The organism is Streptomyces diversicolor (genome assembly GCF_057537855.1).
Genome location: NZ_BAAJXA010000008.1, coordinates 15,842 through 40,764 on the forward strand (window position 1 = coordinate 15,842; position 24,923 = coordinate 40,764).

At 72.8% G+C, this 24,923-nt stretch carries 27 protein-coding genes and 1 tRNA gene; 14 read left to right on the plus strand and 14 right to left on the minus strand.

The window, feature by feature from the left end:
- Positions 1 to 209: 209 nt before the first annotated feature.
- The 5 genes from AC27LF_RS11150 to AC27LF_RS11170 are packed head-to-tail and all read left to right on the plus strand — an operon-like array spanning position 210 to position 3,982.
- Positions 210 to 1,916 carry a sensor histidine kinase gene (locus AC27LF_RS11150; RefSeq protein ID WP_479662052.1) on the plus strand — a complete coding sequence of 569 codons (1,707 nt, stop codon included), beginning with the start codon at positions 210 to 212 and terminating at the stop codon, positions 1,914 to 1,916.
- A gap of 49 nt (positions 1,917 to 1,965) precedes the next feature.
- Positions 1,966 to 2,394: a roadblock/LC7 domain-containing protein gene (locus tag AC27LF_RS11155; RefSeq protein WP_404023924.1), complete on the plus strand. Its 429-nt coding sequence runs from the start codon at positions 1,966 to 1,968 to the stop codon at positions 2,392 to 2,394.
- A 2-nt stretch (positions 2,395 to 2,396) separates the two neighbouring features.
- A complete protein-coding gene (locus AC27LF_RS11160) occupies positions 2,397 to 2,774 on the plus strand; it encodes a DUF742 domain-containing protein (protein ID WP_404023888.1) in 378 nt (125 codons plus the stop codon).
- The gene (locus AC27LF_RS11165) at positions 2,752 to 3,354 is read left to right on the plus strand and encodes a GTP-binding protein (RefSeq protein ID WP_479662053.1); all 603 of its coding nucleotides are present in this window, start codon (positions 2,752 to 2,754) and stop codon (positions 3,352 to 3,354) included. Before AC27LF_RS11160 ends, AC27LF_RS11165 begins: the two co-directional genes overlap by 23 nt.
- A gap of 31 nt (positions 3,355 to 3,385) precedes the next feature.
- Positions 3,386 to 3,982: a GAF domain-containing protein gene (locus tag AC27LF_RS11170; RefSeq protein WP_479662054.1), complete on the plus strand. Its 597-nt coding sequence runs from the start codon at positions 3,386 to 3,388 to the stop codon at positions 3,980 to 3,982.
- Positions 3,983 to 4,075: 93 nt separating this feature from the next.
- Here AC27LF_RS11170 and AC27LF_RS11175 read toward each other — a convergent pair whose 3' ends face one another.
- The 7 genes from AC27LF_RS11175 to AC27LF_RS11205 all read right to left on the minus strand — a co-directional run bounded on the left by AC27LF_RS11175 (position 4,076) and on the right by AC27LF_RS11205 (position 12,907).
- Positions 4,076 to 5,308 carry an acyl-CoA dehydrogenase family protein gene (locus AC27LF_RS11175; RefSeq protein ID WP_479662055.1) on the minus strand — a complete coding sequence of 411 codons (1,233 nt, stop codon included), beginning with the start codon at positions 5,306 to 5,308 and terminating at the stop codon, positions 4,076 to 4,078.
- A 384-nt stretch (positions 5,309 to 5,692) separates the two neighbouring features.
- Entirely contained in the window at positions 5,693 to 6,214 is a 522-nt protein-coding gene (locus AC27LF_RS11180) for a hypothetical protein (protein ID WP_479662056.1), read from the minus strand.
- Entirely contained in the window at positions 6,198 to 6,689 is a 492-nt protein-coding gene (locus AC27LF_RS11185) for an RNA polymerase sigma factor (protein WP_404023878.1), read from the minus strand. Before AC27LF_RS11185 ends, AC27LF_RS11180 begins: the two co-directional genes overlap by 17 nt.
- A 161-nt stretch (positions 6,690 to 6,850) precedes the next feature.
- Complete coding sequence (locus AC27LF_RS11190) at positions 6,851 to 7,471, minus strand: class F sortase (protein WP_479662057.1); 621 nt, start codon at positions 7,469 to 7,471, stop codon at positions 6,851 to 6,853.
- A complete protein-coding gene (locus AC27LF_RS11195; protein WP_479662058.1) occupies positions 7,468 to 7,845 on the minus strand; it encodes a sortase-dependent protein in 378 nt (125 codons plus the stop codon). Before AC27LF_RS11195 ends, AC27LF_RS11190 begins: the two co-directional genes overlap by 4 nt.
- A gap of 257 nt (positions 7,846 to 8,102) precedes the next feature.
- Entirely contained in the window at positions 8,103 to 9,884 is a 1,782-nt protein-coding gene (locus AC27LF_RS11200; RefSeq protein WP_479662071.1) for a copper resistance CopC/CopD family protein, read from the minus strand.
- A 314-nt stretch (positions 9,885 to 10,198) separates the two neighbouring features.
- Positions 10,199 to 12,907, minus strand: coding sequence for a GNAT family N-acetyltransferase (locus tag AC27LF_RS11205; RefSeq protein WP_479662059.1), 2,709 nt, complete (start codon positions 12,905 to 12,907; stop codon positions 10,199 to 10,201).
- 459 nt (positions 12,908 to 13,366) lie between these two features.
- On the opposite strand from AC27LF_RS11205, the gene AC27LF_RS11210 reads away from it, so the two are divergent.
- From AC27LF_RS11210 to AC27LF_RS11220, 3 genes are all read left to right on the plus strand, one after another.
- Positions 13,367 to 14,035 carry an HdeD family acid-resistance protein gene (locus AC27LF_RS11210; protein ID WP_479662060.1) on the plus strand — a complete coding sequence of 223 codons (669 nt, stop codon included), beginning with the start codon at positions 13,367 to 13,369 and terminating at the stop codon, positions 14,033 to 14,035.
- Positions 14,036 to 14,114: 79 nt separating this feature from the next.
- The gene (locus AC27LF_RS11215) at positions 14,115 to 14,432 is read left to right on the plus strand and encodes a hypothetical protein (protein ID WP_479662061.1); all 318 of its coding nucleotides are present in this window, start codon (positions 14,115 to 14,117) and stop codon (positions 14,430 to 14,432) included.
- A 120-nt stretch (positions 14,433 to 14,552) separates the two neighbouring features.
- Positions 14,553 to 14,678, plus strand: coding sequence for a hypothetical protein (locus tag AC27LF_RS11220; protein WP_479662062.1), 126 nt, complete (start codon positions 14,553 to 14,555; stop codon positions 14,676 to 14,678).
- 52 nt (positions 14,679 to 14,730) lie between these two features.
- Here the strand turns inward: AC27LF_RS11220 and AC27LF_RS11225 are convergent, their stop codons facing one another.
- Positions 14,731 to 16,317, minus strand: coding sequence for a helicase HerA-like domain-containing protein (locus AC27LF_RS11225; RefSeq protein WP_479662063.1), 1,587 nt, complete (start codon positions 16,315 to 16,317; stop codon positions 14,731 to 14,733).
- Between the two features lie 105 nt (positions 16,318 to 16,422).
- Here AC27LF_RS11225 and AC27LF_RS11230 point away from each other — a divergent pair, with 105 nt between their 5' ends.
- Both AC27LF_RS11230 and AC27LF_RS11235 read left to right on the plus strand, forming a co-directional pair.
- On the plus strand, positions 16,423 to 16,719 hold the full coding sequence (locus AC27LF_RS11230) for a type II toxin-antitoxin system VapB family antitoxin (RefSeq protein WP_003999914.1): 297 nt from the start codon (positions 16,423 to 16,425) through the stop codon (positions 16,717 to 16,719).
- Positions 16,720 to 17,036: 317 nt separating this feature from the next.
- Positions 17,037 to 17,675: a LytR C-terminal domain-containing protein gene (locus AC27LF_RS11235; RefSeq protein ID WP_479662064.1), complete on the plus strand. Its 639-nt coding sequence runs from the start codon at positions 17,037 to 17,039 to the stop codon at positions 17,673 to 17,675.
- Positions 17,676 to 18,203: 528 nt separating this feature from the next.
- Here the strand turns inward: AC27LF_RS11235 and upp are convergent.
- Positions 18,204 to 18,839 (minus strand): uracil phosphoribosyltransferase, encoded by a 636-nt coding sequence (gene upp / locus AC27LF_RS11240; protein WP_479662065.1) that lies wholly within the window; start codon positions 18,837 to 18,839, stop codon positions 18,204 to 18,206.
- A gap of 95 nt (positions 18,840 to 18,934) precedes the next feature.
- On the opposite strand from upp, the gene AC27LF_RS11245 reads away from it, so the two are divergent.
- The 4 genes from AC27LF_RS11245 to AC27LF_RS11260 all read left to right on the plus strand — a co-directional run bounded on the left by AC27LF_RS11245 (position 18,935) and on the right by AC27LF_RS11260 (position 20,649).
- Entirely contained in the window at positions 18,935 to 19,198 is a 264-nt protein-coding gene (locus tag AC27LF_RS11245; protein ID WP_479662066.1) for a hypothetical protein, read from the plus strand.
- A 299-nt stretch (positions 19,199 to 19,497) separates the two neighbouring features.
- Complete coding sequence (locus tag AC27LF_RS11250) at positions 19,498 to 20,031, plus strand: tRNA adenosine deaminase-associated protein (protein ID WP_479662067.1); 534 nt, start codon at positions 19,498 to 19,500, stop codon at positions 20,029 to 20,031.
- Between the two features lie 56 nt (positions 20,032 to 20,087).
- On the plus strand, positions 20,088 to 20,519 hold the full coding sequence (gene tadA / locus AC27LF_RS11255) for a tRNA adenosine(34) deaminase TadA (RefSeq protein WP_351738555.1): 432 nt from the start codon (positions 20,088 to 20,090) through the stop codon (positions 20,517 to 20,519).
- Between the two features lie 45 nt (positions 20,520 to 20,564).
- Positions 20,565 to 20,649, plus strand: a tRNA-Ser gene (locus AC27LF_RS11260).
- A gap of 65 nt (positions 20,650 to 20,714) precedes the next feature.
- Here the strand turns inward: AC27LF_RS11260 and AC27LF_RS11265 are convergent.
- The 5 genes from AC27LF_RS11265 to AC27LF_RS11285 form a co-directional block, all read right to left on the minus strand.
- On the minus strand, positions 20,715 to 21,992 hold the full coding sequence (locus tag AC27LF_RS11265) for a tyrosine-type recombinase/integrase (protein ID WP_479662068.1): 1,278 nt from the start codon (positions 21,990 to 21,992) through the stop codon (positions 20,715 to 20,717).
- An 81-nt stretch (positions 21,993 to 22,073) separates the two neighbouring features.
- On the minus strand, positions 22,074 to 22,292 hold the full coding sequence (locus AC27LF_RS11270) for a helix-turn-helix domain-containing protein (RefSeq protein WP_479662069.1): 219 nt from the start codon (positions 22,290 to 22,292) through the stop codon (positions 22,074 to 22,076).
- 179 nt (positions 22,293 to 22,471) lie between these two features.
- Entirely contained in the window at positions 22,472 to 23,644 is a 1,173-nt protein-coding gene (locus tag AC27LF_RS11275) for a DUF3631 domain-containing protein (protein ID WP_479663855.1), read from the minus strand.
- On the minus strand, positions 23,641 to 23,985 hold the full coding sequence (locus AC27LF_RS11280; protein ID WP_479656813.1) for a hypothetical protein: 345 nt from the start codon (positions 23,983 to 23,985) through the stop codon (positions 23,641 to 23,643). Before AC27LF_RS11280 ends, AC27LF_RS11275 begins: the two co-directional genes overlap by 4 nt.
- The gene (locus AC27LF_RS11285; RefSeq protein WP_479657003.1) at positions 23,982 to 24,890 is read right to left on the minus strand and encodes a bifunctional DNA primase/polymerase; all 909 of its coding nucleotides are present in this window, start codon (positions 24,888 to 24,890) and stop codon (positions 23,982 to 23,984) included. The genes AC27LF_RS11280 and AC27LF_RS11285 overlap by 4 nt, the downstream gene beginning before the upstream one ends.
- Positions 24,891 to 24,923: the final 33 nt, after the last annotated feature.

Here is a 24,923-nt window from a genome sequence, read left to right on the forward strand (position 1 = left end):
CCATACCGGAGTTGACAGTTGGTCCGCGCTGTGCGCCGCGTGTCCCCAACTGCATGACCGAGAGGACTCCGATGCCCGAAACCCCGCCCTACGCAGTGAGTTCGGAGCCCGGCCGGGTGACGGCGCCGCCCTCGGCGCGGAACAGACATGCCCGGCCGCCGACGCAGGACGCGCCGACAGATTCGGCCATTCGTTCCCACCGCTCGCCCGTGGTCCGGCTCGCGGTGGTGCCGGCGGCGCTGATGGCGCTGCTGGCCGCCGTCGTCGTGCTCTTCGTGCTGCGCAGCCAGGAGGGCACCGCCGACGCGGCCACCTGGGGCGTGCTCGCCGGCGCCGCCGTTCTCGGCTGCGGTGTCCTGGCCGGCGCCGGGTACGCGGGCCGCGCCGAGAGCCGGTCGGTGTCGCGGCAGTACGAGTCGCTGCGCCGCGCGGTCGCCGCGGGCCAGGCCGATCTTCAGGACGTGCTGCGCCGGCTGGAGCAGGGCGAGCAGGTGGAGCAGCAGCCGTTCACCCACCAGGCCCCGGCGCGCAGCGACGGGCTGGGCCGGCTCGCCTACGAGATCAACGTCAGCATGTGGCAGGCCAGGACGGCGGTCGCGCGCACGGCGCAGTTCTCCCGCGGTTCCTCGCCGGACAGCGAGGAGAAGGTCGAGGTCTTCGTCAACCTCGCCCGGCGCCTGCAGTCGCTCGTGCACCGCGCGATCAACATGCTCGACCAGCTGGAGAACGAGGTCGAGGACCCGGAACTGCTCAAGGGCCTCTTCCACGTCGACCACCTGGCCACCCGCATCCGCCGGCACGCGGAGAACGTCGCCGTGCTCGGCGGCTCGGTGTCCCGCCGGCAGTGGACCCGCCCGGTGACCCTGACCGAGGTGCTGCGGTCGTCCATCGCCGAGGTCGAGCACTACTCGCGGGTCAAGCTGGTGCCGCCGATCGAGGGCACGCTGCGCGGCCACGCCGTCGCCGACGTCATCCACCTGCTGGCCGAACTCGTCGAGAACGCCACGATGTTCTCCGAGCCGCACGCCCAAGTCCTGCTGCGCGCCCAGCGGGTGACCGCGGGGCTGGCCGTCGAGGTCGAGGACCGCGGTCTGGGCATGCCCCTGCAGGAGCAGACGCGGATCAACACGCTGCTCGCCGAGCCCGACCGGATCGACCTCAGCAAGCTGCTCGCCGACGGCCGTATCGGCCTGTACGTGGTGTCCGCGCTGGCCCGCCGGCACGGCATCGCGGTCCGGCTGCAGAGCAACATCTACGGCGGCGTCCAGGCCATCCTGGTGATCCCGCGCGGGCTGCTCGGCGACGAGGAGGTCGAGGCCCCCGCGCAGGCCCCCGCCGAGGTGCCCGCGCAGGCGCACGTCCCGCAGGCCCAGCTGCCGCAGGCCCAGGTCCCGCAGGCTCAGGTCCCGCACCAGGCCCCGCAGGCCCAACTGCCCCAGGCCCGGGTCCCCGCGGCGCAGATGCCCCCCGCGCACATGGCCGCGCCCCAGGGTCACCCGGCCCAGGGTCACCCGGCCCAGGGTCACCCGGCCCAGGTGCCGCCCGCGCAGTACCAGGCCGTGCAGACGGCACCCGGCCGGCAGCCCGCCCTGCGGCAGCCGATGCCGCAGGCCCGGGCAGCGTCGTCCGCACCCGCACCCGCACCCGCACAGCCGTACTCGCGGGGCGCCGGCGCCCCGGCGGCACACCACGACCACGCTTCCCCGCACGGCGGGAACGCCCAGAACGACCGGCCGCGGCTGCCGCAGCGCCGCGCACAGGAGCACCTGGTACCGGAACTGCGCAACGGTCCCGCCCCCCGCCGGAACGACGAGCAGGAGGTGGAGCACGATCCTGGACTGATGGCCAGCTTCCAGCGCGGAGTCAGCCTCGCTGATCATGAACCCGACGAGCCTCCCGCCGACAGCTCTCGCTGACCGCAGGCTCCGTACTTGTAACGAGGAGAAGAACGCCACCGTGAGCGACATGCATGCCGGCCAGTCGAAGAACCTGGACTGGCTCCTGGCCGGCCTCGTCCAGCGGGTCCCCTACACCCGCAGTGCCCTTTTGCTGTCTTCCGACGGGCTGGCGAAGGCCTTCGACGGGCTCGACACCGTTGCCGAAGCAGAACACCTGGCCGCCCTGGCGTCCGGCCTGCACTCGCTGGCCCGCAGCGCGGGCATGCAGTTCGCGCAGGGGGCCGACGTACGGCAGGTGGTGGTGGAGCTGGACACCGTGCTGCTGTTCGTGTGCGCTGCGGGCTCCGGCGCCTGCCTGGCCGTCCTCGCCGACCGGGAGGCCGACGCGGCGGTGCTCGGCTACGAGATGGCCATGCTGGTCAAGAGCGTCCGCCCGTACCTGTCCACGCCCGCCCGCCAGCAGGCGGCCGGCGCGTCGATGGATCCGGGGCGCTGAGCATGACGGACGCGGAGGACGGGTCGTGGCTCGATGACGAGGCCGGGCGGTTAGTACGGCCGTACACCGTCAGCAACGGGCGCACCCGTCCCTCGGCCCACTTCGACCTGCTGACCATGGTGATGGCCACCGGCACCCGGCCGCAGACGTATCTCGGCCCGGACTACGACCAGGTCCTCGCGCTGTGCGACGCCCCCATGTCGGTGGCCGAGGTGGCCGCCCATCTGCGGCTGCCGGCCGTCATCACCAAAGTTCTGCTTTCCGACCTCGTGACGCACAGGGCGCTCACCACGCGTGCGCCCCGCGTCGTAGAGGCGGCCTCCCCGACCGATCGAAACCTCCTGGAGGCGGTGCTGCATGGCCTTCGCAAGCGGCTCTGACCCCTTTCCGACCGCCCTGAAGATCCTCATCGCCGGGGGCTTCGGGGTCGGCAAGACCACCTTCGTCGGAGCGGTCAGCGAGATCGAGCCGCTGAGCACCGAGGAGTTGCTGACGAGTGTCAGCGCCCGCACGGACAGCCTGGTGGGCATCGAGGACAAGTCGACCACGACCGTGGCGATGGACTTCGGCCGCATCACCCTGAACCCGGACAACGTCCTGTATCTGTTCGGCACGCCCGGGCAGGAACGCTTCTGGTTCATGTGGGACGAGCTGTCCAACGGGGCGCTGGGCGCCGTGGTGCTCGCGGACACCCGGCGACTCGACCACTGTTTCGCCGCCGTCGACTTCTTCGAGCGGCGCGGCATCGGGTTCATCGTGGCCGTCAACGAGTTCGACGGCGCCTACCGCTACGACGCCGAAGAGGTGCGCGCGGCCCTCGATCTCAAGCCCGACGTCCCCGTCGTGACGTGCGACGCGCGGCAGTGCAACTCCGGAACCCGCGTGTTGATCGCCCTCGTCCAGCACCTGCTCGCCTCGACTCCCGGCACCTTGCCCGCGGAGCTTAACCCGTCGCGCTGAGGCCAGCTCACCGCGACCGAATGGAGCCTGCATGTCAGCCCCGGTTCCCTACAACACCCCGTTCGACCCGACCGGCCATCTGCTGCTGACCCCGGAGGACCGGGACGCGCCAGCCCGGGTGGCCCGGCTGCGCGAACTCGGCATCGGGGACACCCCCGTGCCGGAGTTCGACGAGTTCGCGCGCAATCTGGCGCATGTCACCGGCGCGCCGTTCTCGATGGTCAACTTCATCGACGAGAACCGGCAGTACTTCGCCGGTCTGTACGCCGCCGGCCGGCCGGGCGTGCAACTGGAGGCGGCGCCGCAGCAGCAGCCCCAGGTCGGCCGGACGATGACCCGCGACCAGGGCTACTGCCCGCATGTCGTGGTGCGCAAGAAGGCGCTGGTGCTGGAGGACGTCTGCGACTATCCGCGGTTCGCCGGGAACCGCGTGGTGGACGAGATCGGCATCCGCTCGTACATGGGCGCGCCGCTCATCGACTGGAAGACCGGGATGGCCCTGGGCACGATCTGCGTCGTGGACACGGACACCCACCCGTGGGGGCGGGACGGGCTGACCACCATCAAGTCGATGGCCCAGCAACTGGTCGACCGGATCCACGAGTTGGAGAGCCGGGGCGGGATCTGAGCCGCCGCGGGGCGAACGCCCCGCGTGCGGTGGGGCCCTGGGCCGATGCGCGGGAGCCGCGGGCACGACGCTGTGTCCGTGGCTCCCGGTCGTTCAGCCCAGGCCCGCCGTCTCCAGCTGTCCCAGCCGGCGGCGCGGCTCGACGGTGCGGACGAGACCGGACAGCCGTTCCGACCACTGGCCCTTGGCCGTGCCCAGGGCGACCTCGCCGAGCCGCAGCAGTTGGATGTCCGAGGTGCCCGCGGGGGCGTAGATGTGGTGCGCGTCCCGCAGATAGCGCTCGACCGGGCGGTCGGTGAACAGGCCGCTCGCCGCGTGGATCTCCATGGCGTCGCGGGCCGATTCGACGGCCGACTCATGATTGAGGAACTTGGCGTTCATCAGTTCGGCATCGCACGGCAGCCCCTGGTCGAGCAGGTGCACGGCGTGGTAGGCGGCCAGCCTCGCCGTCATCAGCCGTGACTTCATCCTGCCCAGCCTGAGCTTGATGCTGTTCAGCTGGGCGAGCGGTGCGCCGTACCGCTCGCGCTTGCTGCACAGCGCGGTGGTCTCCTCGAAGGCCGCCTGGTGGATGCCGAGCGAGACCGCCGTGAGGTTGGGCCGCCCGTACAGCACGCTCGACGAGTAGGCGACGGCCAGGCCCTGGCCCTCCCCGCCGAGCAGATTGGCCGCCGGCACCCGGCAGTTGTCGAAGACGAGTTCACCGAAGCTGAATCCGTGCAGCCCCATGGCGGGCCGGTGCGGGGCGAGCGAGAAGCCCGGGCGGTCGGACTCGACGAGGAAGGCGGACAGCCCCTTCGAGCCCTCACCGGTGCGGACGACCACTCCGTGCACATCGCCGACGTGGCTGTTGCCGACGAAGACCTTGCGGCCGTTGAGGATGTAGTCGTCGCCGTCGCGGACGGCGGTGCTGCCCATGCCGAGGACGTGGCCGCCCGATTCCGGTTCGGTGACCGCGATCGTCGGCAGGCACTCGCCGGCCGCGATGCGCGGCAGCCAGGTCCGCCGCTGGAGCGCGTTGCCGAAGTGGATGATCTTGGCGACGCCGAGCTGGGATGCCTGCGCCATGGCTCCCATGGCCCCGCAGACACGGGCAAGTTCCTCGATGATGATGGTCTTGGCCAGGTGCCCGGCCCCCATCCCGCCGTACTCCCTGCCGATGGTCACGCCGATCCAGCCCTGCCGGGCTATGAGCCTGGACAGCTCGTGCGAGACCGTCCTGGAAGCCTCCATCTCGGGAATCCGCGGGCGTACCTCCCGCTCGGCGAACTCCCGCACGCGACGCCGTAGATCCTCATGCCATCCGCTGGTGAAATAGCGTTCCACAACCCCTCCAACACGCTGCCTCCGTGTCCGGCTGGATCCGGAGGTCGTTCGTAGGCAGTGGTTCCTCGCCCCAGGCTGACCGCCCAAGGAATTGTCTACTTATCGATCCATCTCAGCCAAGATCAACCAGGGATGTTGACCGAAATACGGCATCTTGCGCTCCGTCTCATGGGTGCGATACGGGAGACCACCCGCTCCCGGCCCCCCACACTACGGAGAGACACCAACCGAGCGTGAACAGGGGTTACCTGATCCGGACACAGGCCAGCCCACCAGGCAATTGCCCGGTGGGCTTAAGGAGTTGTCCGACGACAATCGGTCACGTTCCGGCTGGCCGATAAGAGAACGGGCTCCGCTTTCCCGGCGCCCGTCCACCGGCGCAGATCAGCCAAAGTCGCGACGCAGGGCGGACGGTGTGGCGTCCGTGGGGGCGGGGGCGCCTCCGCTCGCGCGCGACGAGGGCGCGATGCGCGAGACGTCCGTCCGCGACGACGGGGCTGCGGTGGTGGTCGGCGCGCTGCCCGGCGCGACGACGGCGCCCCGGGTGACGCGGCCGAGGCCCGGAGTCGTGGACTCCCGGACCGACGAGGGCGTCGGCATCGGCGACGAGTGCGGCGCGGACGGGGACGCGGGCGGCGCGGTCGGGGGCGGCGGCGCGAGCGGGACCGCCGGCCGGGCGGGGGCGGCCGGTGCCGACAGGTGCAGGGGCAGCGCGACGAGGGCGGCCACCGCACAGGTCAGTGCGGCGCCGGCCGCGGCGCGCAGCAGCTTGCGCCGGCCCGCGGCCCGGCGGATCGCCTCGTAGCGGCCGGGGGGCGGGCCGAGGTGGTCGGCCGGGGGACGCAGGACCACCAGGAGGGGGTCGTCGGCCGCGAACTCCGGGTCGCCGTCAAAGCGTGTGGTCAAGGCTTCTCCTCAGGTGGACGCGGAGCAGTTCCCGGGCCGCGTGCAGGTCGGCCTTGACGGTTCCTTCCTTGCGCCCGGTCAGCACGGACACCTCCCGGATCGGCATGTCAGCGTAGTAGTGGAGGAGGATCGGGACGCGCAACCGTTCCGGCAGGGACTGCACCAGGAGCCGCACCGACGGGTCCGGCGCCTCGGCGTGCGGGCGGACCGCGGCCTCCGTGGTCACCCGGCGTACGGCCCTGCGTTCGCGTTCCAGTCGGCGCCAGTGGTCGCGGACGAGGTTGGCCGCGGTGACGTAGAGGAAGCCGCGGGGCTCGTCCACGGACGTCCAGCGGGCCCAGAGCCGGGTGAACGCCTCGGAGGCGATCTCGTGGGCCGTCTCGTCGTCGTCGACGAGACGGCGGCACCAGCCGGCGAGACGCGGGTACAGCGCGGCGAACAGTTCGGACGCTGCCTTGTCGCGGGACCGTTTCAACGCTCTCCAGGTTCGTCACGCCTCGGGGCGCGGGTGGGGGTATGCAGGGACGGGGCGGGTGGGGGGCATGGGGGGCCGGGCGCGGCGGCACCCGTGGGGAAGATGCCGGGCCCGCGGTGCGCGTTCCGCGGACCCGGCCTCGCGTCCCGCGTCCCGCCGGGTCAGGGGGCGGTGCCGGTCAGCGCGGCGAAGACGATCACGTTGTCCTGGTAGCCGTCGCCGGTGTGCGGGCCACCGCAGGTGATCAGGCGCATCTCGGGCCGGTCCACGTCGCCGTAGACCTCGTCGGCCGGGAAGTCCGCCTTGGCGACGGTCCGTACCCGGGTGACGGCGAACTCCGGCCGCGCGCCGTTCGCCAGGCGTGCCGTGATCGTCTCGCCGGGGCGCAGCCGGGCCAGGTGCCGGAAGACTCCGTCGCCGTAGGCGCCGACCGTGACATGACCGAGAATGACGGACGGCCCTGTCTGGCCCGGTGTCGGCGAGTGCTGGTACCAGCCCGCCCGGTCGTGCGCGGTGACCGGCGGCACCTGCACGCTGCGGTCCGCGGCGAGCCCGAGGCGCAGCAGCGGGGTGTCCACGCCGATGGCCGGGATCAGCAACCGGACCGGGACCGAACGGGCGAGCGGGCGCGGCGCGGCTCCCGCACCCGTCGAGGCCGGCGCTCCGCCCCGCTCGCTCCCCCGGGCCGCGGGCACGGCCGGGCCCTGTGTCCGGCCGCCGCAGCCGGCGAGCAGCGTCGCCAGCGCCGCGGCGGCGACCGCACGCCGGGAGGGCGGGGTCATGCCCCGGTGGCCCCGGCCGCCCGCCGACGGCGTACGACGAAGACGGCACCGCCGGCCGCGACGAGGGCCGCGGCTGCGCCCCCGCCGACCAGTCCGCCCTGGGTGCCGGACCCGGCGGACGGCTCGGTCACCCCGGTGTCGGGCGCGCCCTCGGGCACCACGGAGACCTGTCCACGGCCCGGCGCCCGGGTGGGTTCGGCGCCCGGCGCGCGGGTGGCCACCGGGCTCGGCTCGGCCGGCTCGGCGGTGGGCGCGGGGGTGGCGGCCCTGCTCGGGACCGGGGAGGGTGCCGTCCCGTCGGCGAACGCGGGCGCGGTGCCCGCCAGCACGGCGGTGGCCGCGAGTGCCATGACACTCAGGACAATTCGGCGCATCGGATCGCTCTCTTTCGTCTCTCCGCCCGGTGGTCGACGGGCGGTCACGGATCAGCCCAAGAGACGACACCCCCCACCCCCGGGTTGTAAAGAACAGGCAAAGCCAGAACAGGCCCCCAGGGCAGCGCCCCAAAGGGGGCGCGGGGCTGTGTCTATGTGCGGCTCCGCCGCGTGGGCGCGACCAGCCACAACACGCCCGCACACGACCGACAACGCACCCCATCCCCACCCCATCCCCACCCGGTCACAACAAACCGTCACGGAGTGATCCGGATCGGGCGCGTCACCGTCACCTGGTCCAGATCCGACACCCGAACCGTCACCTTCATCGTCCAGGTCCCGGGAATGGGCAGATTCAGCGAGCCGGTGCCCCAATAGCCGCCCATGTCGGAGACCTTGGCGTCGATCGGCCCGATCCGCTGTGCGGGCAGGGTGAAGGAGAGCCGCAGTTCGGGGACGGTGGACAGCCCGCCGTCGGGTCCGAACACGACGGCCTGCACGGAGGTCCGCCCCACCCGGCCGGGATCCAGCGTGACCTGCACCCGGCCGCGCGCGCTGCCGATGGTGAAGGGCACCGTCGTGACGGACGCGGCCGGTATGTCGGTCGCCGGTGCCGCCGCTGCGGCCTCGGCCGCAGCCCGGCCGGGCAGGGTGCCGGTCAGCACGGTGGTGAGCCCCAGCACCACGGCCGCGACGGCCGCTTCGGCGAGCACGGACCGGCGCAGCGCACGCCGGTCCGGCTCGGGGCCGCCCGGCCCGTCCCCGGCGGGCGGCCCGGGCGGACCGTCCGCCTGAGCCGCCCGCGGCCGGTCCGCCGGACCACCGACCGGCACCGGCACCGGCTCGGCCACCGGCTCCCGCACCCGCTCCGGCCGGGCCGCGGCCCCCGCCGACACCAGCCGCGCCGTCCACCGCCGGGACCGGCCGGCCACGGCCAGCAGCAGCGCCACCGCCGCCAGCTTGGCGACCAGGATCCGGCCGTATGAGGTGCCGCCGAGCGCATCCCAGGAGCCGAGGCCGCGCCAGGACTGGTAGACGCCGGTGCCGACCAGGACGGTCACGGCGGCGAAGGCCAGCCGCGAGAACCGGACGACCACGGCCGCCGGTATGTCGTCCGGGGCCCGGTACAGCGTGCTGAGCAGGGCCGCGAGGCCGCCCAGCCAGACGCCCGTGGCCAGCAGGTGCAGCACGGACGAGGCCATCGCCAGGGGCACCTGGATGCCGGCGGAGGCGTGTTCGGCCGCCGCCCAGGTCAGCGCCAGCGCCACGGCGAGCACGGCGCCCGCCACGAGCGCCGCGCGTGAGCGCCGCCGCAGCCGCGTGAGCAGCGCGCCCGCGATGAGGAGCAGCGCGAGCCGGGCCAGCAGGGCGAGCCCCGGACGGCTCGTGGCGGTACGGGTCAGCGCCGAGGGGGCGAGGGCGGCGGCCGGGCCGGTGCCCGCCTCGTACGGGGCGCGCAGCACGAGCAGGACCACGGTGGCGGCGACCAGGGTCCACCAGCCCGCCGCGACCAGGCGCCGCAGCCGTCCGGGATGCGCCGGCCGGCAGCGGGCGAGGAACGTCAGGGCGCCGACGAGCAGGGCGAAGCCGAGGTAGGCGGCGTAGCGGGCGGTGCCGTACAGGCCGCCGGTGACGGGGTCACCGTCGGGTCCTTCGGGCACGGCCACCGTGGTCGGGGAGGGTGCGCCGACGGAGAACGTGAACGCGCCGGCGATCGGGTGGCTGTCGGCCGAGACGACCCGCCAGGCCACGGTGAAGGTGCCGGTGCCCAGCCCGTCCGGCAGCCTCACCCGGGCCGTGTCGGAGCGGCCGGGCGCGTGCCGGGCCTCGCCGGTGGCGACCCGCCGGTTGCCCGGGTCGTACACGCGCAGGGAGTCGTCGAGCAGGCCGACGGACTCGCTGAAGGTCAGGGTGATGTGCCGGGGGGCGGACGCGACGACGCCGCCGTCGTCCGGGTCGGTGCCGCGCAGGACGGCGTGCGCCGAGGCGGGGGCCGCCCCGCCGAGCAGCAGCAGGCCCAGCACGGCGCCCAGCACCATCAGCCTGTGCAGTCGCCGGGTTCCCGGCCGGTCCTCGCCGCGCTGCTCGCCCACGTCACCGCTCCGTGTCAGGGATCACATGCTCTGGGATACGTACGGACGAACAGCCCGCCGTGCTCACCACGACCTGCCAAGCTCGCGCACACCGAGCGGCGTTCCGGCGTACGCCCCGAAACGGCGCGGTGCTTGTAGCACTGTGCGGCTCCACCGCAAAGCGGATCATCCCCCCTGTTCGAGCGTGACGCCGCCGACTTGGGGAGCGACGGCCACGAAGCGGCCGCGCCCGGCCTGCGGAGCGTTCGGGCTGCGGTCCGTCAGGCGTCGCCAGGAAAGGCCGTTTCCCTGGGCAGGAAGGCCAGTTGGGCGTGTTTCTCGGGCAACTGGACGTCCGGCAGGTCCACTTCCGGCAGGACGACGGCCGGGCCCGGCTCGAAGCCCTGCTTCATGAAGCGGGCGACGGCCTTGACGTTGCGCACGTCCGGGTCGACGACGATCCGGCGCCGGTCCAGGCCCCGCAGGACGTACTCCACGACCGCCGACAGCAGCGCCGACGACCAGCCGGAACGGGCGCCGTCCGGCCCGGCCGGGGCGAGCAGCAGATGGACGCCGATGTCGCCGGGGCGTATCTCGTAGCACTCGCCGACCCGGTCGGCCTCCGGCTCGTAGGTCTGGAGCAGGGCGGCCGGTTCGCCGTCCTTGACCACGAGGAAGGCGTGGTGGGTGTCGAGGCCGGCCAAGTGGGCGTAGATGTCGGCCACTTCGTCCTCGGTGAGGCCGTTCATGCCCCAGAAGACGGCGCGTTCGTCGCTGACCCAGGCGTGGATCACCGCGGCGTCGGCGTGCGGGTCGAGCGGCAGGATGCGGACGGTGCCGAAGCCGTCGACCTGCTGCTCGTGCACGGCCTCGCGGGCGGCGGCGTACGGGGCGGGCATCGCGGTCTCCTTCGTCAGACGGGCCCAGTCGGTGACGACCGGGACGAGTTCTCCCCGTATCCACAGGGGGAGTTGGTCGCGGTGGTGGGGCGCGCCCGGGACGCCGTCGGCGCCGAACGGCACCACCCAGCCACTGTCCTCGCGGCGGGCCAGGTCCCAGACGTAGCGGGCGGCCGGGGCGCGGGCGGCGAGGTCGGTGACGCCGGGCACGGCGGAGGTGCACAGCACGCAGTCGTGGTCGCCGGCGAGGCCGGGTTCGGCGGCCGGTTCGTACGGCGTGCCCGCCCGTGCCCGCCAGGGCGCGAGGCGGTGGGTGTCGGCCCAGGTGCCGGCGGGCGGCGCCGCGGCCACCTCCTCCACGGCGGCACGAACCGCGGCGGGGCGGTCGATGCCGTACAAGTCCCCAGCCGTCAGCAGGTGTTCGAGGGCGTAGCCGATCCGAGGGAGAAGGCCGAGCCAGGGCAGCAGCACGTCCGGGTAGGCGGGCGGCTCGGTGAGCGGGGCGAACGCCGGGTGCGCGGCGAGAGAGCGCACGACGGCGCCGCGCACCGCCGCGTACACCGCGGCGTCGGCGCTGTCCGCGTCCATCCGGCGGTTCCAGGCCAGGAGGCGGTCCCGGAGCCGGGCGGCCCGTGGGGTGAGGCCGTCGAGGGCGGCCAGCTGGTCGATCAGGGGGCCGGCGGAGGCGAGGTGGGTGTCGGTGTGGAGGGCGGGCATGTCGCCGGCCGACCAGGTGCGGCGCTCGTCGAGCAGGGCGCGGATGCGATCGGCGCGGTGCGGCGGGGCGAACTCGACGCCGAGGGGGGTGGCGAGCCCGCGCTGGTTCGCCATCACGGCGACGCCGTCGGCCAGTTGGGCGCGGGGCATGGGGTGCCGCCCGCGCCAGTCGTGCCCCGGCCGCCACGCGGGCACCGGTCCGAGCAGGTTGGCCTCGGACCGCTGCGGCACCCATCCCGCGACCCGGTGCAGCACCCCGCCCTCGGTGTCGGCGGCCAGCACCACGTTCACCGGCTCCACCCAGGCGTCGAGGGCCCGGTCGATGTCGTCGGCCCGCCGGGCCCGCAGCAGCGGAAGCAGTGCGCCGAACCCCAACTCCTCGGTGACCCGGGGCGGATGGCGCAGGGCGAGGGCCGGCGGTCCGTCCGGTGCCGGGACGCCGCCGTCCAGGCCCTCCGGGCCGCCGGCGATCAGCGGGCCGCGGGCCGTCTCGATGACCTCGATCTCGACCGGGTCCTGCCCGGCGACCCGCACGGTCTCGGTGTGCCGGTGGGCGCGCCGCCAGATGCCGTCGGGCCCGAGGGCCTGCACCCCCGCGCCGGTGCGGCGCAGCCGTTCGCGGTACAGGTCCTGGTAGTCGGCCATGGCGTTGGTGATGGCCCAGGCGACGGTGCCGGTGTGGCCGAAGTGGGGGATGCCGGGGACGCCCGGCACGGCGAGGCCGACGACGTCGAACTCGGGGCAGGCGAGCCGGATCTGCTGGTAGACGCCGGGGTCCTCGATGAACCGGTGCGGGTCGCCGGCGAGGACCGCCCGCCCGGTGGCGGTGCGCGCGCCGCTGACGAGCCAGCCGTTGCTGCCCGCGGTGCCCGGTCCGTCCGTGGCGAACAGCCCGACGGCCGCGGGCCCCAGGTGCCGTGCGGCCGTCTCCCGCCAGAGTTTGGCGGGGAAGCCGGCGAACAGGATGTGCGTGCCGAGCCAGACGGCCAGCGGGGTCCACGGCCGCCAGCGGCCCGGCACGAGCCCGGTCTGCGCGAACTCGGGTGCGCGGCGGGCGCCTTGGTCAAGCCCCTCGTTGACCCCGGCGACGTAGGCCCGCACCCAGTCCGCCGTTTCCGCGTCCCGTCTCTCCAGGGCCGCGAAGCAGCGTCTCGCGGTGTCGTCCAGGCGGGCGCGGCGGGCGAACACGTCCCAGGACAGGGCCTCGGCGCCGAGGAAGGACGCCGAGGTCCCGCAGGAGCGGTGCCGTTCGACCTCCAGTTGCCAGGCGCGGTCGTGGGCGGTGACCCGCCCCTGTGCGCGGGCGAGTTCGCGGGCGCTGCCGGCCCGCAGGTGCGGGATGCCGAAGGCGTCGCGGTAGATCTCGATGGTCACCCTGCAACCCCACTCTTCTTTAGGTTAGCCTCACCTAAGTACGTCCGGCATCGTGGGGAATCGTACGCGAGACACGGAGGAGCCATGGCACAGGGGCGCGGATGGCAGGGCGCGGTCCCGCTCCGCGGGGTGAGCCGTCACGGGCCGTCGTTCGTCTGCGGCGGCGTCGTGGTTGCTCGCGCAGTTCCCCGCGCCCCTGCGGGGCCCGGGTTCGGCAGGCGGAAGGCACAGATCTTCCGCGCGCTGCCGGGCAAGCAGCCCGCTCGCCGCGCCGCACTCCCAGAAACCAGCCGTGCACCGCTACAACGCCCTCCGCCGAGCGAGCCGTCATGGGCCGTCGGTCGGCCGCGGCGGCGTCGTGGTTGCTCGCGCAGTTCCCCGCGCCCCTCCGGGGCCCGGCGTCAGCCGGGTGGCCCGGCCCGGGTGGCGGGCGGCTCGGGGCCGGTCCAAGCATGGAGCATGACCGAGCCACCGAGCAGCGGCTCCGCGTGGGGCCCCGAGTACGACGACCGCAAGGTCCACGCCACCCATCCGGCGGCCGGCCGCCACGAGCCCGAGCCCCCCTTCGAGGGGCCGCTGCACGCGCTGTCCCGCGCCGCCTGGCAGGTGGTCCTGCTCACCGGGGTCGCCTCCCTGATCCTGGGTGTCCTCGTGCTGGTCTGGCCGGGTGCCTCACTGCTCGCCGCCGGCGTGCTCTTCGGCATCTACCTGCTGGTCAGCGGCGTCTTCCAGCTGATCGCCGCGTTCGGCACCCACAGGGCGACCTCGCTGCGGGTCCTCGCCTTCATCAGCGGCGCCCTGTCGATCCTGCTGGGCCTGTTCTGCTTCCGCGGCCCCATGCAGTCGATCCTGCTGCTCGCCCTGTGGATCGGCATCGGCTGGCTGATCCGCGGCATCACCCAGACCCTGGCCGCCGCATCCGACGGCGCCATGCCCGCGCGCGGCTGGCAGATCTTCCTCGGCCTCGTCACCTTCGTCGCCGGGATCGTGCTGATCGTCTCGCCGTTCGCGTCGATCGCCGTGCTCACCCTGGTCGGCGGCGTCTGGCTGGTCGCGGTCGGCATCGTCGAGATCTTCACGTCCGTCCGGATCCACGGCCATGCCCGCCAGGTGCCCCGCGCCGTGTGATGCCCCCGCGTACGCCGTACGAGCGGATCTCGGGGCCGCCGCGACGGATGCCGTACGCGCCGCGGGCAGAGCACCGTCGATGAGCGGCACACGCACCCTCCCGCACGGCCGGGCCTGGCTGCGGGTGCTCGTGCTGCTGCTCGCCCTGCTGGTGCCCGGCGTCAACGCCGAGGCGCACGCGACGCCGGTGTTCGCCGGCGACGTCGTGCAGCACGACGGCCTGGACACGGCCCTGCGGCCACCGTCCCGGGCGGTCCCCCAGCTTCTCGTGCCCGTGCGCCCCGCGCCGCTCGCCCTCCCGGCGGACGTCCTCCCGCACGGCCGCCCGCTGCCCGCGCCGGCGCCCCGGTCGCCGTACGCGCTGCGCGCCCTGTGTTCCGTGGTGCTGCGCTGCTGACCGACCCCGCCTCCCCAGGCCCGTCGGCACCCCACACCACTCACCAGGCACCAGAACCGATTTCGGAACACGCAGAACATGCGGAACACGCGGAACACAAGGAACGCGAGGAACATAGCCATGCCTTCAGACACCTACGCGGTCCTGCGCGCCCTGCTGCGCGCGGAGGCCCTGCGCGGCGCACCGAAGACGGAGACGGACAAGCCGAAGCCGCAGCAGCAACCCGTGAAACGGGAACGCGGCTGACCCGCGGGCCGGGCGTCGCCCCGCGGGTCAGCCGCGTGGGCCGGCGCCCGGCTCAGCGCCTCCTGCGGGCCGTGCCGAACAGCGAACGGGTGATCTCCCGCCCGAGCTGTGTGCCCACCGACCGCGCGAGGGACTTGAACATGCCGCTGCCGACGACCTGCTCGACCAGGGTCGGCTCCCGCTCGGCCGCCCCGCCCCGCTCCGCCGGGGTCCCCGTCTCCCGGGGCCGGGGCCGCTCCTGCGCCGCCGTCAGCTTCTCGTACGCGGACTCCCGGTCCACAGCCTGTGCATAACGGCCGTACAGCGAGGACCCCTGAACGGCCCGGTCCACGGCGGCGCCGTCCACCGGGCCCATCAGGGACCGGGGCGCGCGCAGCCGGGTCGCGGCGACCGGGGTCGGGGCGCCCTTCTCGCTGAGCACGGTGACCACGGCCTCGCCGGTGCCGAGGGTGGTGAGCAGTTCTTCGAGGTCGTACGCCGAGTTCGGGAAGGTCCGCACCGTGGCCTTCAGGGCCTTCTGGTCGTCCGGGGTGAAGGCCCGCAGCGCGTGCTGCACCCGGTTGCCGAGCTGCCCGAGGACGTCGGACGGCACGTCCTTCGGGCTCTGGGTGACGAAGAAGACGCCGACCCCTTTCGAGCGAATGAGACGCACGGTCTGGGTGATCGCGTCGAGGAACGCCTTGGAGGCGCCGTCGAACAGCAGATGCGCCTCGTCGAAGAAGAAGACCAGCTTCGGTCTGTCGACGTCACCGACCTCCGGAAGGTCGTGGAAGAGGTCGGCGAGCAGCCACATCAGGAAGGTCGAGAACAGCCGCGGCCGGTCCTGCACGGCGGGCAGTTCGAGGACGGAGACGATGCCGCGGCCGTCGGCCGCGGTCCGCAGGAAGTCACCGGTCGCGAACTCCGGCTCCCCGAAGAAACCGGCCATGCCCTGCGCCTCGAAGGCGGTGAGCGAACGCAGGATCACCCCGGCCGTGGCCGTCGACAGCCCGCCGATCCGCTTCAGCTCCGCCCTGCCCTCGTCGGAGGTCAGAAACGCGACGACCGCCCTGAGGTCCTTCAGGTCGAACAGCTCAAGGCCCTTGGTGTCGGCGTAGTGGAAGATCAGGCCGAGCGACTGCTCCTGGGTCTGGTTGAGCCCGAGCACCTTGGCCAGCAGCACCGGGCCGAAGCTGGTGATCGTGGCCCGGACGGGGATGCCGTGCCCCAGACCGCCGAGCGCGAAGAACTCGACGGGGGAGCCCGCCGGACTCCACGGCTGGCGCACCTGAGCCGCCCGGCCGCGCACCCGGTCGTCCCCGGTGCCCGGCGCCGAGACACCGGACAGATCGCCCTTGACGTCGGCCAGGAACACCGGCACGCCCTGCGCCGACAGCTGCTCGGCGATCAGTTGCAGGGTCTTGGTCTTGCCGGTGCCGGTGGCGCCCGCGACCAGTCCGTGCCGGGTGAGCATCGGCAGCGGGACGCGGATCTGCGCGTCGGGCAGGCACCGCCCGTCCCACAGCAGGGCGCCCAGGTCCAGCGCCGGGCCGGCGAAGGCGTATCCGGCGGCGATCTCCAGGGCCTCCGGCGGCAGGCCGGGAGCGCTCCCGGGGGTCTCGGGGGCGGCGGCAGGCCGCACCGTCTCGCTGTCACTCATCTCAGCCCCCTGTTCCCGATATGCCCCTATGTGCGGCGTCTTTTCCAGCGTCGCACTCCGCCTCCACGGCTGCGCCCGGAACATGTTGACCGGTAGGCTTTCCGTGTGATCTTCAAGCGCATCGGAAACGGCCGGCCGTACCCCGACCACGGCCGGGAGAGCACCCGGCAGTGGGCGGACGTCGCGCCGCGCCCGGTCCGCCTCGATCAGCTCGTGACGACCAAGGGCCAGCTCGACCTGGAAACCCTCCTCGCCGAGGACTCGACCTTCTACGGCGATCTCTTCGCGCACGTCGTGAAGTGGCAGGGCGACCTCTACCTGGAGGACGGCCTGCACCGCGCGGTACGCGCGGCCCTGCAGCAGCGCCAGGTGCTGCACGCGCGCGTGCTCGAACTGGACTGACGCCCGCAGGCGGCCACGGCGGCGCCCGCGTGGACGGCGACCGGCCCCGCGGAACACGTCGGGTCCCGCGGAAGGCGCCGGGCCCGCGGAACGCGTCGGCGACCACGCCCGGGCCCCGGCCGCGGACCGTCGGTCACACCACCGGCCGAACGCATCGTATTCGGTGCCGGATTCAGCGGGATCGGCGGACATCCGGGACATCCGGCGGACACCGACCGGCCATATGCCGGTCACCCGTTGACCCTTTCGGGTTCTCCTGCCCGGCATCGAATGATCATCTAGTAGGCACGGCCGCTCCGGCGCACTACGCTGCGCTCATGAGCATGCTGACTCCCCCCGGCATGGGCGGCAAGTACCGGATCACGGGGGACAAGTACCCGAGGATGCGCCCTCCCCGGCGGCGCGGCAGGCTCGTGTTCGGGCTGGTGGCCTCGGTCGCCGTGCTCGGTCTGATCGGCTGGGGGACCCTGCAACTCATCGATGTCTTCACCGGCGGCAAGAAAGCCTCGGCGGCCGGCTCCGCTTCGGACTGCCCCACGGGGGCCGACGCCTCCCCGAGCCCGGCCGCGGCACCGCCCCGGCCCGGCACGATCACCGTCAACGTCTACAACGCCACGCCCCGCACCGGCCTCGCCAAGGCCACCGCGGACGAACTGGAGAAGCGCGGCTTCAAGATCGGCGAGGTCGGCAACGCTCCCGCCCGGTTCGACCAGAAGATCAAGGGCACCGGGATGCTGATCGGCCCCGGCTCGGCGCTGAACACCACGCTGCCCGTCCTCGCCACCCAGCTCGGCAGCGCCGAGCGCCGCACCGACGCCGGCCGCAAGGACGCCGCCCTCGACCTCATCCTCGGCACCGGCTTCCAGGGCCTGGCCAAGCAGGCCGACGCCGACAAGGCGCTGGCCGCGCTCGCCGCACCGAGGCAGGCGTCCACCACGACGAAGAAGGACTGCTGAGCGGTACGCCGGCCCACGCCAGGACGTGCCAGAGCCACCGCACGCCGGCCTGCTCCACGGACGGACAGGTGCCGACGGCCGTACGCCGGGCCGGGGCGAAGTGGAACCGCCGAAAGCCGCACGCCGATCCCCGCCGAAGAGGGACCGCCCCCAGCCACACGCCGGCCCGCGCCCAAGAAGGACGACCGACAGCCGCTGCGCCGGCCCGCGTCGGCCAAGGACCACCGAAAGCCGCCACGCCAGCCGGGGCGAAGAAAGGCTACGACGGCCGTACGCCGGGCTGTGCCACGTCCCCGGGACCGTCGATCCCGGGGACGTGGCACCGACGTCGGTCGCGTTCTGCCGGTTCTGTGATCGCGTTCTGCCGGTTCCGTACGGCCTACGGGGTGCGGCCGGTGGCCGGCAGGCCGTCGCCGTTGGTGAGGCCACCGGCGGCCGTGAGCGGGGGCGCGGCGGAGAAGGGCCGACGGCGGCACGACGCCGACGCCCGTCGAGCCGCGGAGGGCCGCCGGTGGCCGTCGCACCGGCCTACTCGGCCGCCCCGTACAGCCGGTCCCCCGCGTCTCCCAGGCCGGGGACGATATAGCCCTGCCCGTTGAGGTGGTCGTCGACCGCAGCCGTGACGACCGTGACCGGGGTGCCCGCGAGTTCGCGCTCCATGACCTCGACGCCCTCCGGCGCGGCGAGCAGCACCACGGCGGTCACATCGTCGGCGCCGCGCTTGATCAGCTCCCGTATCGCCGCGACCAGGGTGCCGCCGGTGGCGAGCATCGGGTCCAGGACGTACACCTGCCGGCCGGACAGGTCCTCCGGCATACGGGTGGCGTACGTGGAGGCCAGCAGCGTCTCCTCGTCGCGGATCATGCCGAGGAAGCCCACCTCGGCGGTCGGCAGCAGCCGGACCATGCCGTCCAGCATGCCGAGCCCGGCGCGCAGGATCGGCACCACCAGCGGGCGCGGGTGGGACAGTTTGACGCCGGTGGTCGCGGCCACCGGCGTCGTGATGTCGACCTGTTCGGTGCGCACGTCCCGCGTGGCCTCGTAGGCGAGCAGGGTGACCAGTTCGTCGGCGAGCCGCCGGAAGGTCGCGGAGTCGGTGCGCCGGTCGCGCAGCGTGGTGAGCTTGTGGGCGACCAGGGGGTGGTCGACGACGTGGAGACGCATGCCCATAACAGTAACCGCGCTTCCGCGCAGCTCGCGCTGGCGTCAAACCGCCCGTCCGGGGGAAAGTGGCTGGGACTGACCGGGGTGGTGAACCGATGCCTGAGCAGCCCGAGCACACAGCGGACCCGTCCGGCGGCCCCGGCGCGCCCGACGGCTCCGACACGACCGACGGCACAACCGCCGACACGACCGCCGCGGGCGCGTCCGAGCCGGACGGCGACGCCGAGCGCCGGCGCCGCCGGGCACGGTTCCTGCGCGAGCTGGCCGAGGCGCGCGAGTTGCGCGACCGCGTCCAGCCGCGACGCGCCAAGGCGGCCAGACTCCGGCACGCGATGCGCATGCGCACCTTCCGCTGGTAGGGAAGACCGGCCGTCGCGAGTGCGTTGCGGGTAGGGCGTGCGTGAGCGTCCCCAAAAGCCGCGTACGATCCGCAGGTGGCGGCAACGAGTGCGCTGGTGATTCCTTGACCGACGTCCGGATGCGACTTTGCACACGTGCGATCAAAACTGCCAGACACAGGGAGCCGAAGACGTCCCCTGAGCGCTTTGTTTCTGCCACGATTCCGAGTGGGTGGGGCTCGGAGCCCAGCTCTCTCCGCCCAGAACCTCCGCCGGGGGGACCCCCAACCGGCACGCCTAAGACCAGTGGGAGAGTCACGGTGTACTTCGCCGCACTGCTCGCGCGCACCGAAGACGGGTGGGAAGCGAGCGACACAGAGCTCGACGATGTGGAAACCCTGTCGGATCTGGCCGACCTGGCCCGGGAAGCCTCTCCCGAAGAGGACACGGTGCTCGTTCTGATCGAGCAGGAGGACGCGTGGTTCGGCGTCGTCCGCGTGGACGGCGAGGACGACCCTCGCATCTACGTCTCCGATGCCGCCGCCGCTGCCCGCAGCGCCTACGGCGAACTCCTGCTCACCGACGAACTGCTCGGCCGCGAACCCGGCTCGGACGGCCCCGACCTGGACGCCCTGAACCTCGACGGCACCGAGGACGGCGAGTCCGAGGAAGACGATGACGACGAGGACGGCCCGTCCGCCGAAGCGGTGACCCACGGTCCGGTGGGCGACAGCGAGATCCTGGACGACCTCGGCGTCAGCGAGAAGGAGCTGCGCGCCCTGGACGCGGAGGACGCGCTGGGCGCGATCGCCGACGCCCTGGGCGCCTCGGAGGTGCTGGAGACCGTCCGCTGACCACCTCACCCACCGGGCGGACCCCGGATCCGGTACGCGATCGCTGGCGGACCGCGATGCGCGGTGCCCTGGCCGAGGCCGAGCGGGCCGTCCGCGGCGGGGACGTCCCGGTCGGCGCCGTCGTGCTGTCCCCGGACGGCACGACAGTGCTCGCGAGCGGCCACAACGAACGCGAGGCCACCGGCGACCCGACGGCCCACGCGGAGATCCTCGCGCTCCGGCGGGCCGCGGCCTCGCTGGGCGGCTGGCGGCTGGCCGGGTGCACGCTCGTGGTCACGCTGGAGCCCTGCACGATGTGCGCGGGCGCGCTCGTGCAGGCCCGCGTCGACCGTGTCGTCTACGGCGCCCGCGACGAGAAGGCGGGCGCGGCCGGGTCGCTGTGGGACCTCGTGCGCGACCGGCGGCTCAACCACCGGCCCGAGGTCGTCGAGGGCGTCCTGGCCGAGGAGTGCGCCGGGCTGCTCACCGCGTTCTTCCGGGACCGCTGAATTCGGATTTCGGACCATGGCCCCGGGTGTTGTAGGGTCTCCCTCGGTAGCGTGTCCGAGCGGCCGAAGGAGCTCGCCTCGAAAGCGAGTGTGGCGCAAGTCACCGAGGGTTCAAATCCCTCCGCTACCGCAGGTAGAAGGGGCGCCCGGTCCAACACACCGGGCGCCCCTTCGGCTTCCGTCTCAGTTTCCGTCTCAGTTGGCCGGTACGAGCACCCCGGCGGCCCCATCGTCATCGTCTCCGGGCCCGTCCGCGTCCGGCTTCCAGATCAGCCCGTCAACCTGCCGCGCAACGTCCTTCCGCACGGAGTCGACCATGTGCTGATACCGCGCGGCCATGGCCGTAGTGGACCACCCCATGAGCCCCATGACGGCCCGCTCGGAGACTCCGAGGATCAGCAGCACCGTGGCGGCGGTGTGGCGTGCGTCGTGCAGTCGGCCGTCCCGCACCTTGGCGTCTTCCAGTAGCTCCTTCCAGTCGTCGTAGTCGGTACGGGGCGGGGTACCGCGTCCGTCCGGGGTGGCGAAGAGCCAGCCTTGATCCGTCCACTTGTCGCCAGCCGCCACCCGTTCGGCTTCCTGCTTCACCCGATGGGCCCGAAGCAGGTCCACAAGCTGTGCGGGCATGCCGACTGCCCGACGGCCAGCGCGGGACTTCGTGTCGGCCGTCTCCGGGTTGGTGCGCTGCCGCTGGGGGCAGTACCCGGCTTTCCGGCCGCAGGTGTCGCCGCACCCGTGGGCGTAGCGCGGACGGCGACGGCTCCGACGCACCATCAACACGCCGCGTTCCATGTCCACGTCGGCCCACTTCAGGCCCAACGCCTCACCCTGCCGCAGTCCGAGTGCCAGGGCCACAGCCCAGCGAGCGGAGTTACGGCGGTCGTCTGCGGCTCGCAACAGCCGTTTCACCTCGTCAACGGTGTACGGCTCGATCTCCTCTTCGCTCACACGAGGTGCCTTGGCGAGCTGCACCGGGTTACGGGTGAGGTGGCCGCGCCGAACAGCCTCGTTGAGGGCGGTACGGAAGGTGCGGTGAATCTGGTGGATCGTGCCCGCCCGCCTGCCGTCTGCCTGCATCTTCCCGTAAAAGCGCTCGATGTGCTCCGGGCCCAGCTTGTCCAGGCGGTGCGCTCCAAGTGCGGGAATCAGGTGCTTCCGCACGGCGACGCCGTACCCGACCATCGTGTTCTCGTTGACCGCGAGCGGAGCGATCGTGTCCACCCAGTGGGTCAGCCACGTCTCGACTGTCCAGACCCGCCCTGCCTTCCGTACCGCGCCGCCGTCGCGCTGCTTCTCCAGCTCCCGCACGGCCGCCGTCACCTCAGCTCGGGTCTTGCGTTCGACGTGACGGCGGTCGGGGCGACCGTCGTCACGGATGCCGACAGTGACACGACCGTGCCACTTGCCGTCCTTCCCCAGATAGATGGACGAACGGCCGTTCGGCTGCCGGGTGCGCTTCTTCTCTTCCGCCACGGGCGGACTCCTTCAGGTTGAGGGTGGTGGAAACGCCCGGGACGCCACCCCGTAGAGAGATGGCGTCCCGGTGAGAGGTGATCAAGCGGCGCGCTGCTCAGCGCGGCGGCGGGCGACGTACGCGGCGGGGGCGTCCGCAGGTATGCGACGCAGACCGCCGACCGGGATCGACTCCAGCTCTCCGGTACGGATGAGCCGGTAGCAAGTGGTGCGGCCAATGCGGAGACGGCGGGCAGCCTCTTCGACGGTCAGGAGAACCAGCGTCGGGTCATCGACGGCGGACGGCAGGGCGGTACTCATCGGGGCGACCTTCCTACGCGAGAGTCCGGGGCCTTGGCCCCCTCCTGGGAAGTCCGCTACATCCGCTACGCCGCTACATCGCAGGTCAGCGGCGGGTTTTTTGTAGCGGAGGGGCGGCGTGTAGCGGCTACGCGCGCGGTGCGGGGGTAGCGGCGTAGCCGCTACACGCTTCGGTGCCGCTACAGATTCGGGGGCTCTGAACTGGGCTGTAGCGGTGTAGCGGCTGTAGCGGGGTTCTGGGGGAGGGTCCAGCGTGGGGGCGGGCAGTAGCGGGCCCACGCGTCGTCAAGGTCAGCGGCGACGAACCCCTTGAGGACTCCCCCGGCGGTGCGGATGTTGCGGGATCGGATCGGCTCGTTGTCGGCCGTCATGTAGTCCCCGAGCATCCGGGACAGGCGCCGATTGTCGAGCGGCTTGCCGTCGAGATCGGCCCACGGCGCGTCATCCAGGGCGTTCAGCCGATCCAGGATCGCAATGGTGGGCAGGCGGTCGATACCGATGAGCACGTGGTCGCGCAGGTCGGTGAGCAGCCTGATCCCGAGACTGTGCTTGTCGGTGTACTGGGCGGCTTTGACGAGCGTCACGCACGCTTCCCGCGCCCGCCGGGGCCAGTCGCCCCCAACCGCGTCGGCGATGGCGAGCAGGGGTTCCCACACGTCGGCGGGCCGGTCGGTGACTCCTTCGGGCATGTCCGGCCACGCCCCCATGACGAACCCCCGTGCGTGCTCGGCCCATTGGGCCAGCCGGTCACGCAGCGCGTGTCCTTCCGCTTCGTGGACGCGGGCCCGGAAGGCTTCCACACGCTCGTTGCGGGCCCGTCGGCGCATGCGGATGACGACTGATCGGGTCATGATCGTGTCCGGCAGCGAGCCGAGTCCGGCGACCGCGACCGCGCAGTACGACGGGAAGGCTTGCACGGTCTGGTTTCCTCCGTCGCCGATGCACCGGTAGGTGACCCCGGTACGGCGGTGCCCGGCGTTCAGGAAGCCGCGCAGTTCCTCGTTGTCCCCCGCCTTGGGGCCGAAGATCGTGTCGATCTCATCGAACAGGATCGTCGGCCGACCGTTCGCCCCGGACACCGACCGGAACAGGGCGGCGGCGGACGCGTTCACGGCCGTCATGGGCTGCGGGACCAGCGTCTCTACGATCTCCAGCGCCCGCGACTTCCCCGATCCCGGCTCCGGGGACAGGAACGCCAGACGCGGCGTGGAGTCGAAGCAGTCGAGCAGGTGGGCGTGCGCGTCCCACAGGGCCACGGCGACGTAGGCGGCTTCGGTGGGGAAGACGTTGAACCGGCGGTGGAAGGCTTCCACCTCGTTGAGCAGTGCGGCCCCGTCGATGGTGGGGGTCATGCGGCGGCCCTTCCTTCCGTGATCGTGGCGTGCGGGCAGGTGCCGACCCGTACGCGAGCTTGCAGCTCCATGACTGCGGCACGGCCCCGGGCGCGTTCGTGATGTCCGCAGGCACACAGCCAGTCCGCGACCGGTACACCCGAGCACCGGATCTGAAGCCCCGGGGTGATGCCGGTGACGGTGACCGTCTGCGGGTCAGAACCAAGAGCAGTACGGACGCCCTTGCGGGCGGCGCCTGTCGGCTCGCCCACGGCCGGGCGCGATGCGGCCGGTTCGGCGGCGCGCGGGTCCGCCGTGGTGGTGGTGATGCTCTTCAGAGGGGGGCGGGAGCGGGGGTTCATGCCGCCTCCCGCCTGCGCTGGTTGTGTGCGATGGACCAGTTGAGAGCGCTGCGGAGGGTGGAGCGGCACTCGGACGCGGACAGTCCGGCCGCCTCGCCCCCCTCCTGAAGAGCCTGCTCGACCCTGTGCCGGGGGATGTCGCCCCACGCGACGAACCGTCCCAGAGCGCGGGCGGCCCGGAACAACTTCGCTTCCCGCTCCCCGACTTGAGCCGTGGCCACGTTCCGTGTCTCGTTGGCGAGTGCTACATCCGCATATCGGCGAGATTGCCCCATGGTGGCCGTTGAGGGTGCCTGAGACGGCTTGGGGGCGGGTTGCAGGATGGTTTGGAGCCAGACGGGCAGGGAGGCGGTCTCAGGGCCGCACAGAGCCTCGTAGGGTCCGGCGGGGGTGATGCTGCCCGTTGCGACGACGTAGCCGCCCCATGCGCGGGTGTCGACCGAATCCGCCACGGTCCCGGCGGTGTTGGACAGCCGCGCCCCGTCGGGGGCGGTGAAGTACAGGTGCGTTCCACCGCTCGCGGTCCGCACACGGTAGGTCTCCGGGACGGCGTGTCCGGCGCGCTCGCAGAGCGCTCGAAAGGTTGCCGCGCCGTCAGGCGCGTCCGAACTGCCCTTGTGCTCTGGCGTGTCCAGGTCGACCACGACCAGTCCGGAGGGGCCGCATGCGATGCCGACGTTGAATGGGGCCCGCGACCAGGCGGCGCGGATGCGGTCGGGGTCGGTGGTGGCCCGCTGCTCCCACGTCAGGTGCCCGTTCGTGCACGGGCCGGTTCGGGTGCAGGAGTCCGCACCGTGCAGGGCCGGTGGGCGCTTCATACGGGGGCGGATCGGGAAGACGTGCCAGCCGCGTTCTGCGGCGTCCAACGCTGCGGACAACAGCGCGGAACGGACGTCATGGGTCATGCTGGATGTCTCCAGTTCCTTGAAGGTGCTGGC

What these genes read in the sequence shown, in the direction of transcription:
- AC27LF_RS11155 (WP_404023924.1), top strand. Translation starts at nt 1,966, where the DNA reads ATGCATGCCGGCCAGTCGAAGAACCTGGACTGGCTCCTGGCCGGCCTC.
- AC27LF_RS11160 (WP_404023888.1), top strand. Translation starts at nt 2,397, where the DNA reads ATGACGGACGCGGAGGACGGGTCGTGGCTCGATGACGAGGCCGGGCGG.
- AC27LF_RS11165 (WP_479662053.1), top strand. Translation starts at nt 2,752, where the DNA reads ATGGCCTTCGCAAGCGGCTCTGACCCCTTTCCGACCGCCCTGAAGATC.
- AC27LF_RS11170 (WP_479662054.1), top strand. Translation starts at nt 3,386, where the DNA reads ATGTCAGCCCCGGTTCCCTACAACACCCCGTTCGACCCGACCGGCCAT.
- AC27LF_RS11190 (WP_479662057.1), bottom strand. Translation starts at nt 7,471, where the DNA reads ATGACCCCGCCCTCCCGGCGTGCGGTCGCCGCCGCGGCGCTGGCGACG.
- AC27LF_RS11195 (WP_479662058.1), bottom strand. Translation starts at nt 7,845, where the DNA reads ATGCGCCGAATTGTCCTGAGTGTCATGGCACTCGCGGCCACCGCCGTG.
- AC27LF_RS11200 (WP_479662071.1), bottom strand. Translation starts at nt 9,884, where the DNA reads ATGGTGCTGGGCGCCGTGCTGGGCCTGCTGCTGCTCGGCGGGGCGGCC.
- AC27LF_RS11210 (WP_479662060.1), top strand. Translation starts at nt 13,367, where the DNA reads ATGACCGAGCCACCGAGCAGCGGCTCCGCGTGGGGCCCCGAGTACGAC.
- AC27LF_RS11215 (WP_479662061.1), top strand. Translation starts at nt 14,115, where the DNA reads ATGAGCGGCACACGCACCCTCCCGCACGGCCGGGCCTGGCTGCGGGTG.
- AC27LF_RS11220 (WP_479662062.1), top strand. Translation starts at nt 14,553, where the DNA reads ATGCCTTCAGACACCTACGCGGTCCTGCGCGCCCTGCTGCGCGCGGAG.
- AC27LF_RS11225 (WP_479662063.1), bottom strand. Translation starts at nt 16,317, where the DNA reads ATGAGTGACAGCGAGACGGTGCGGCCTGCCGCCGCCCCCGAGACCCCC.
- AC27LF_RS11235 (WP_479662064.1), top strand. Translation starts at nt 17,037, where the DNA reads ATGAGCATGCTGACTCCCCCCGGCATGGGCGGCAAGTACCGGATCACG.
- upp (WP_479662065.1), bottom strand. Translation starts at nt 18,839, where the DNA reads ATGCGTCTCCACGTCGTCGACCACCCCCTGGTCGCCCACAAGCTCACC.
- AC27LF_RS11245 (WP_479662066.1), top strand. Translation starts at nt 18,935, where the DNA reads ATGCCTGAGCAGCCCGAGCACACAGCGGACCCGTCCGGCGGCCCCGGC.
- tadA (WP_351738555.1), top strand. Translation starts at nt 20,088, where the DNA reads ATGCGCGGTGCCCTGGCCGAGGCCGAGCGGGCCGTCCGCGGCGGGGAC.
- AC27LF_RS11270 (WP_479662069.1), bottom strand. Translation starts at nt 22,292, where the DNA reads ATGAGTACCGCCCTGCCGTCCGCCGTCGATGACCCGACGCTGGTTCTC.
- AC27LF_RS11275 (WP_479663855.1), bottom strand. Translation starts at nt 23,644, where the DNA reads ATGACCCCCACCATCGACGGGGCCGCACTGCTCAACGAGGTGGAAGCC.
- AC27LF_RS11280 (WP_479656813.1), bottom strand. Translation starts at nt 23,985, where the DNA reads ATGAACCCCCGCTCCCGCCCCCCTCTGAAGAGCATCACCACCACCACG.
- AC27LF_RS11285 (WP_479657003.1), bottom strand. Translation starts at nt 24,890, where the DNA reads ATGACCCATGACGTCCGTTCCGCGCTGTTGTCCGCAGCGTTGGACGCC.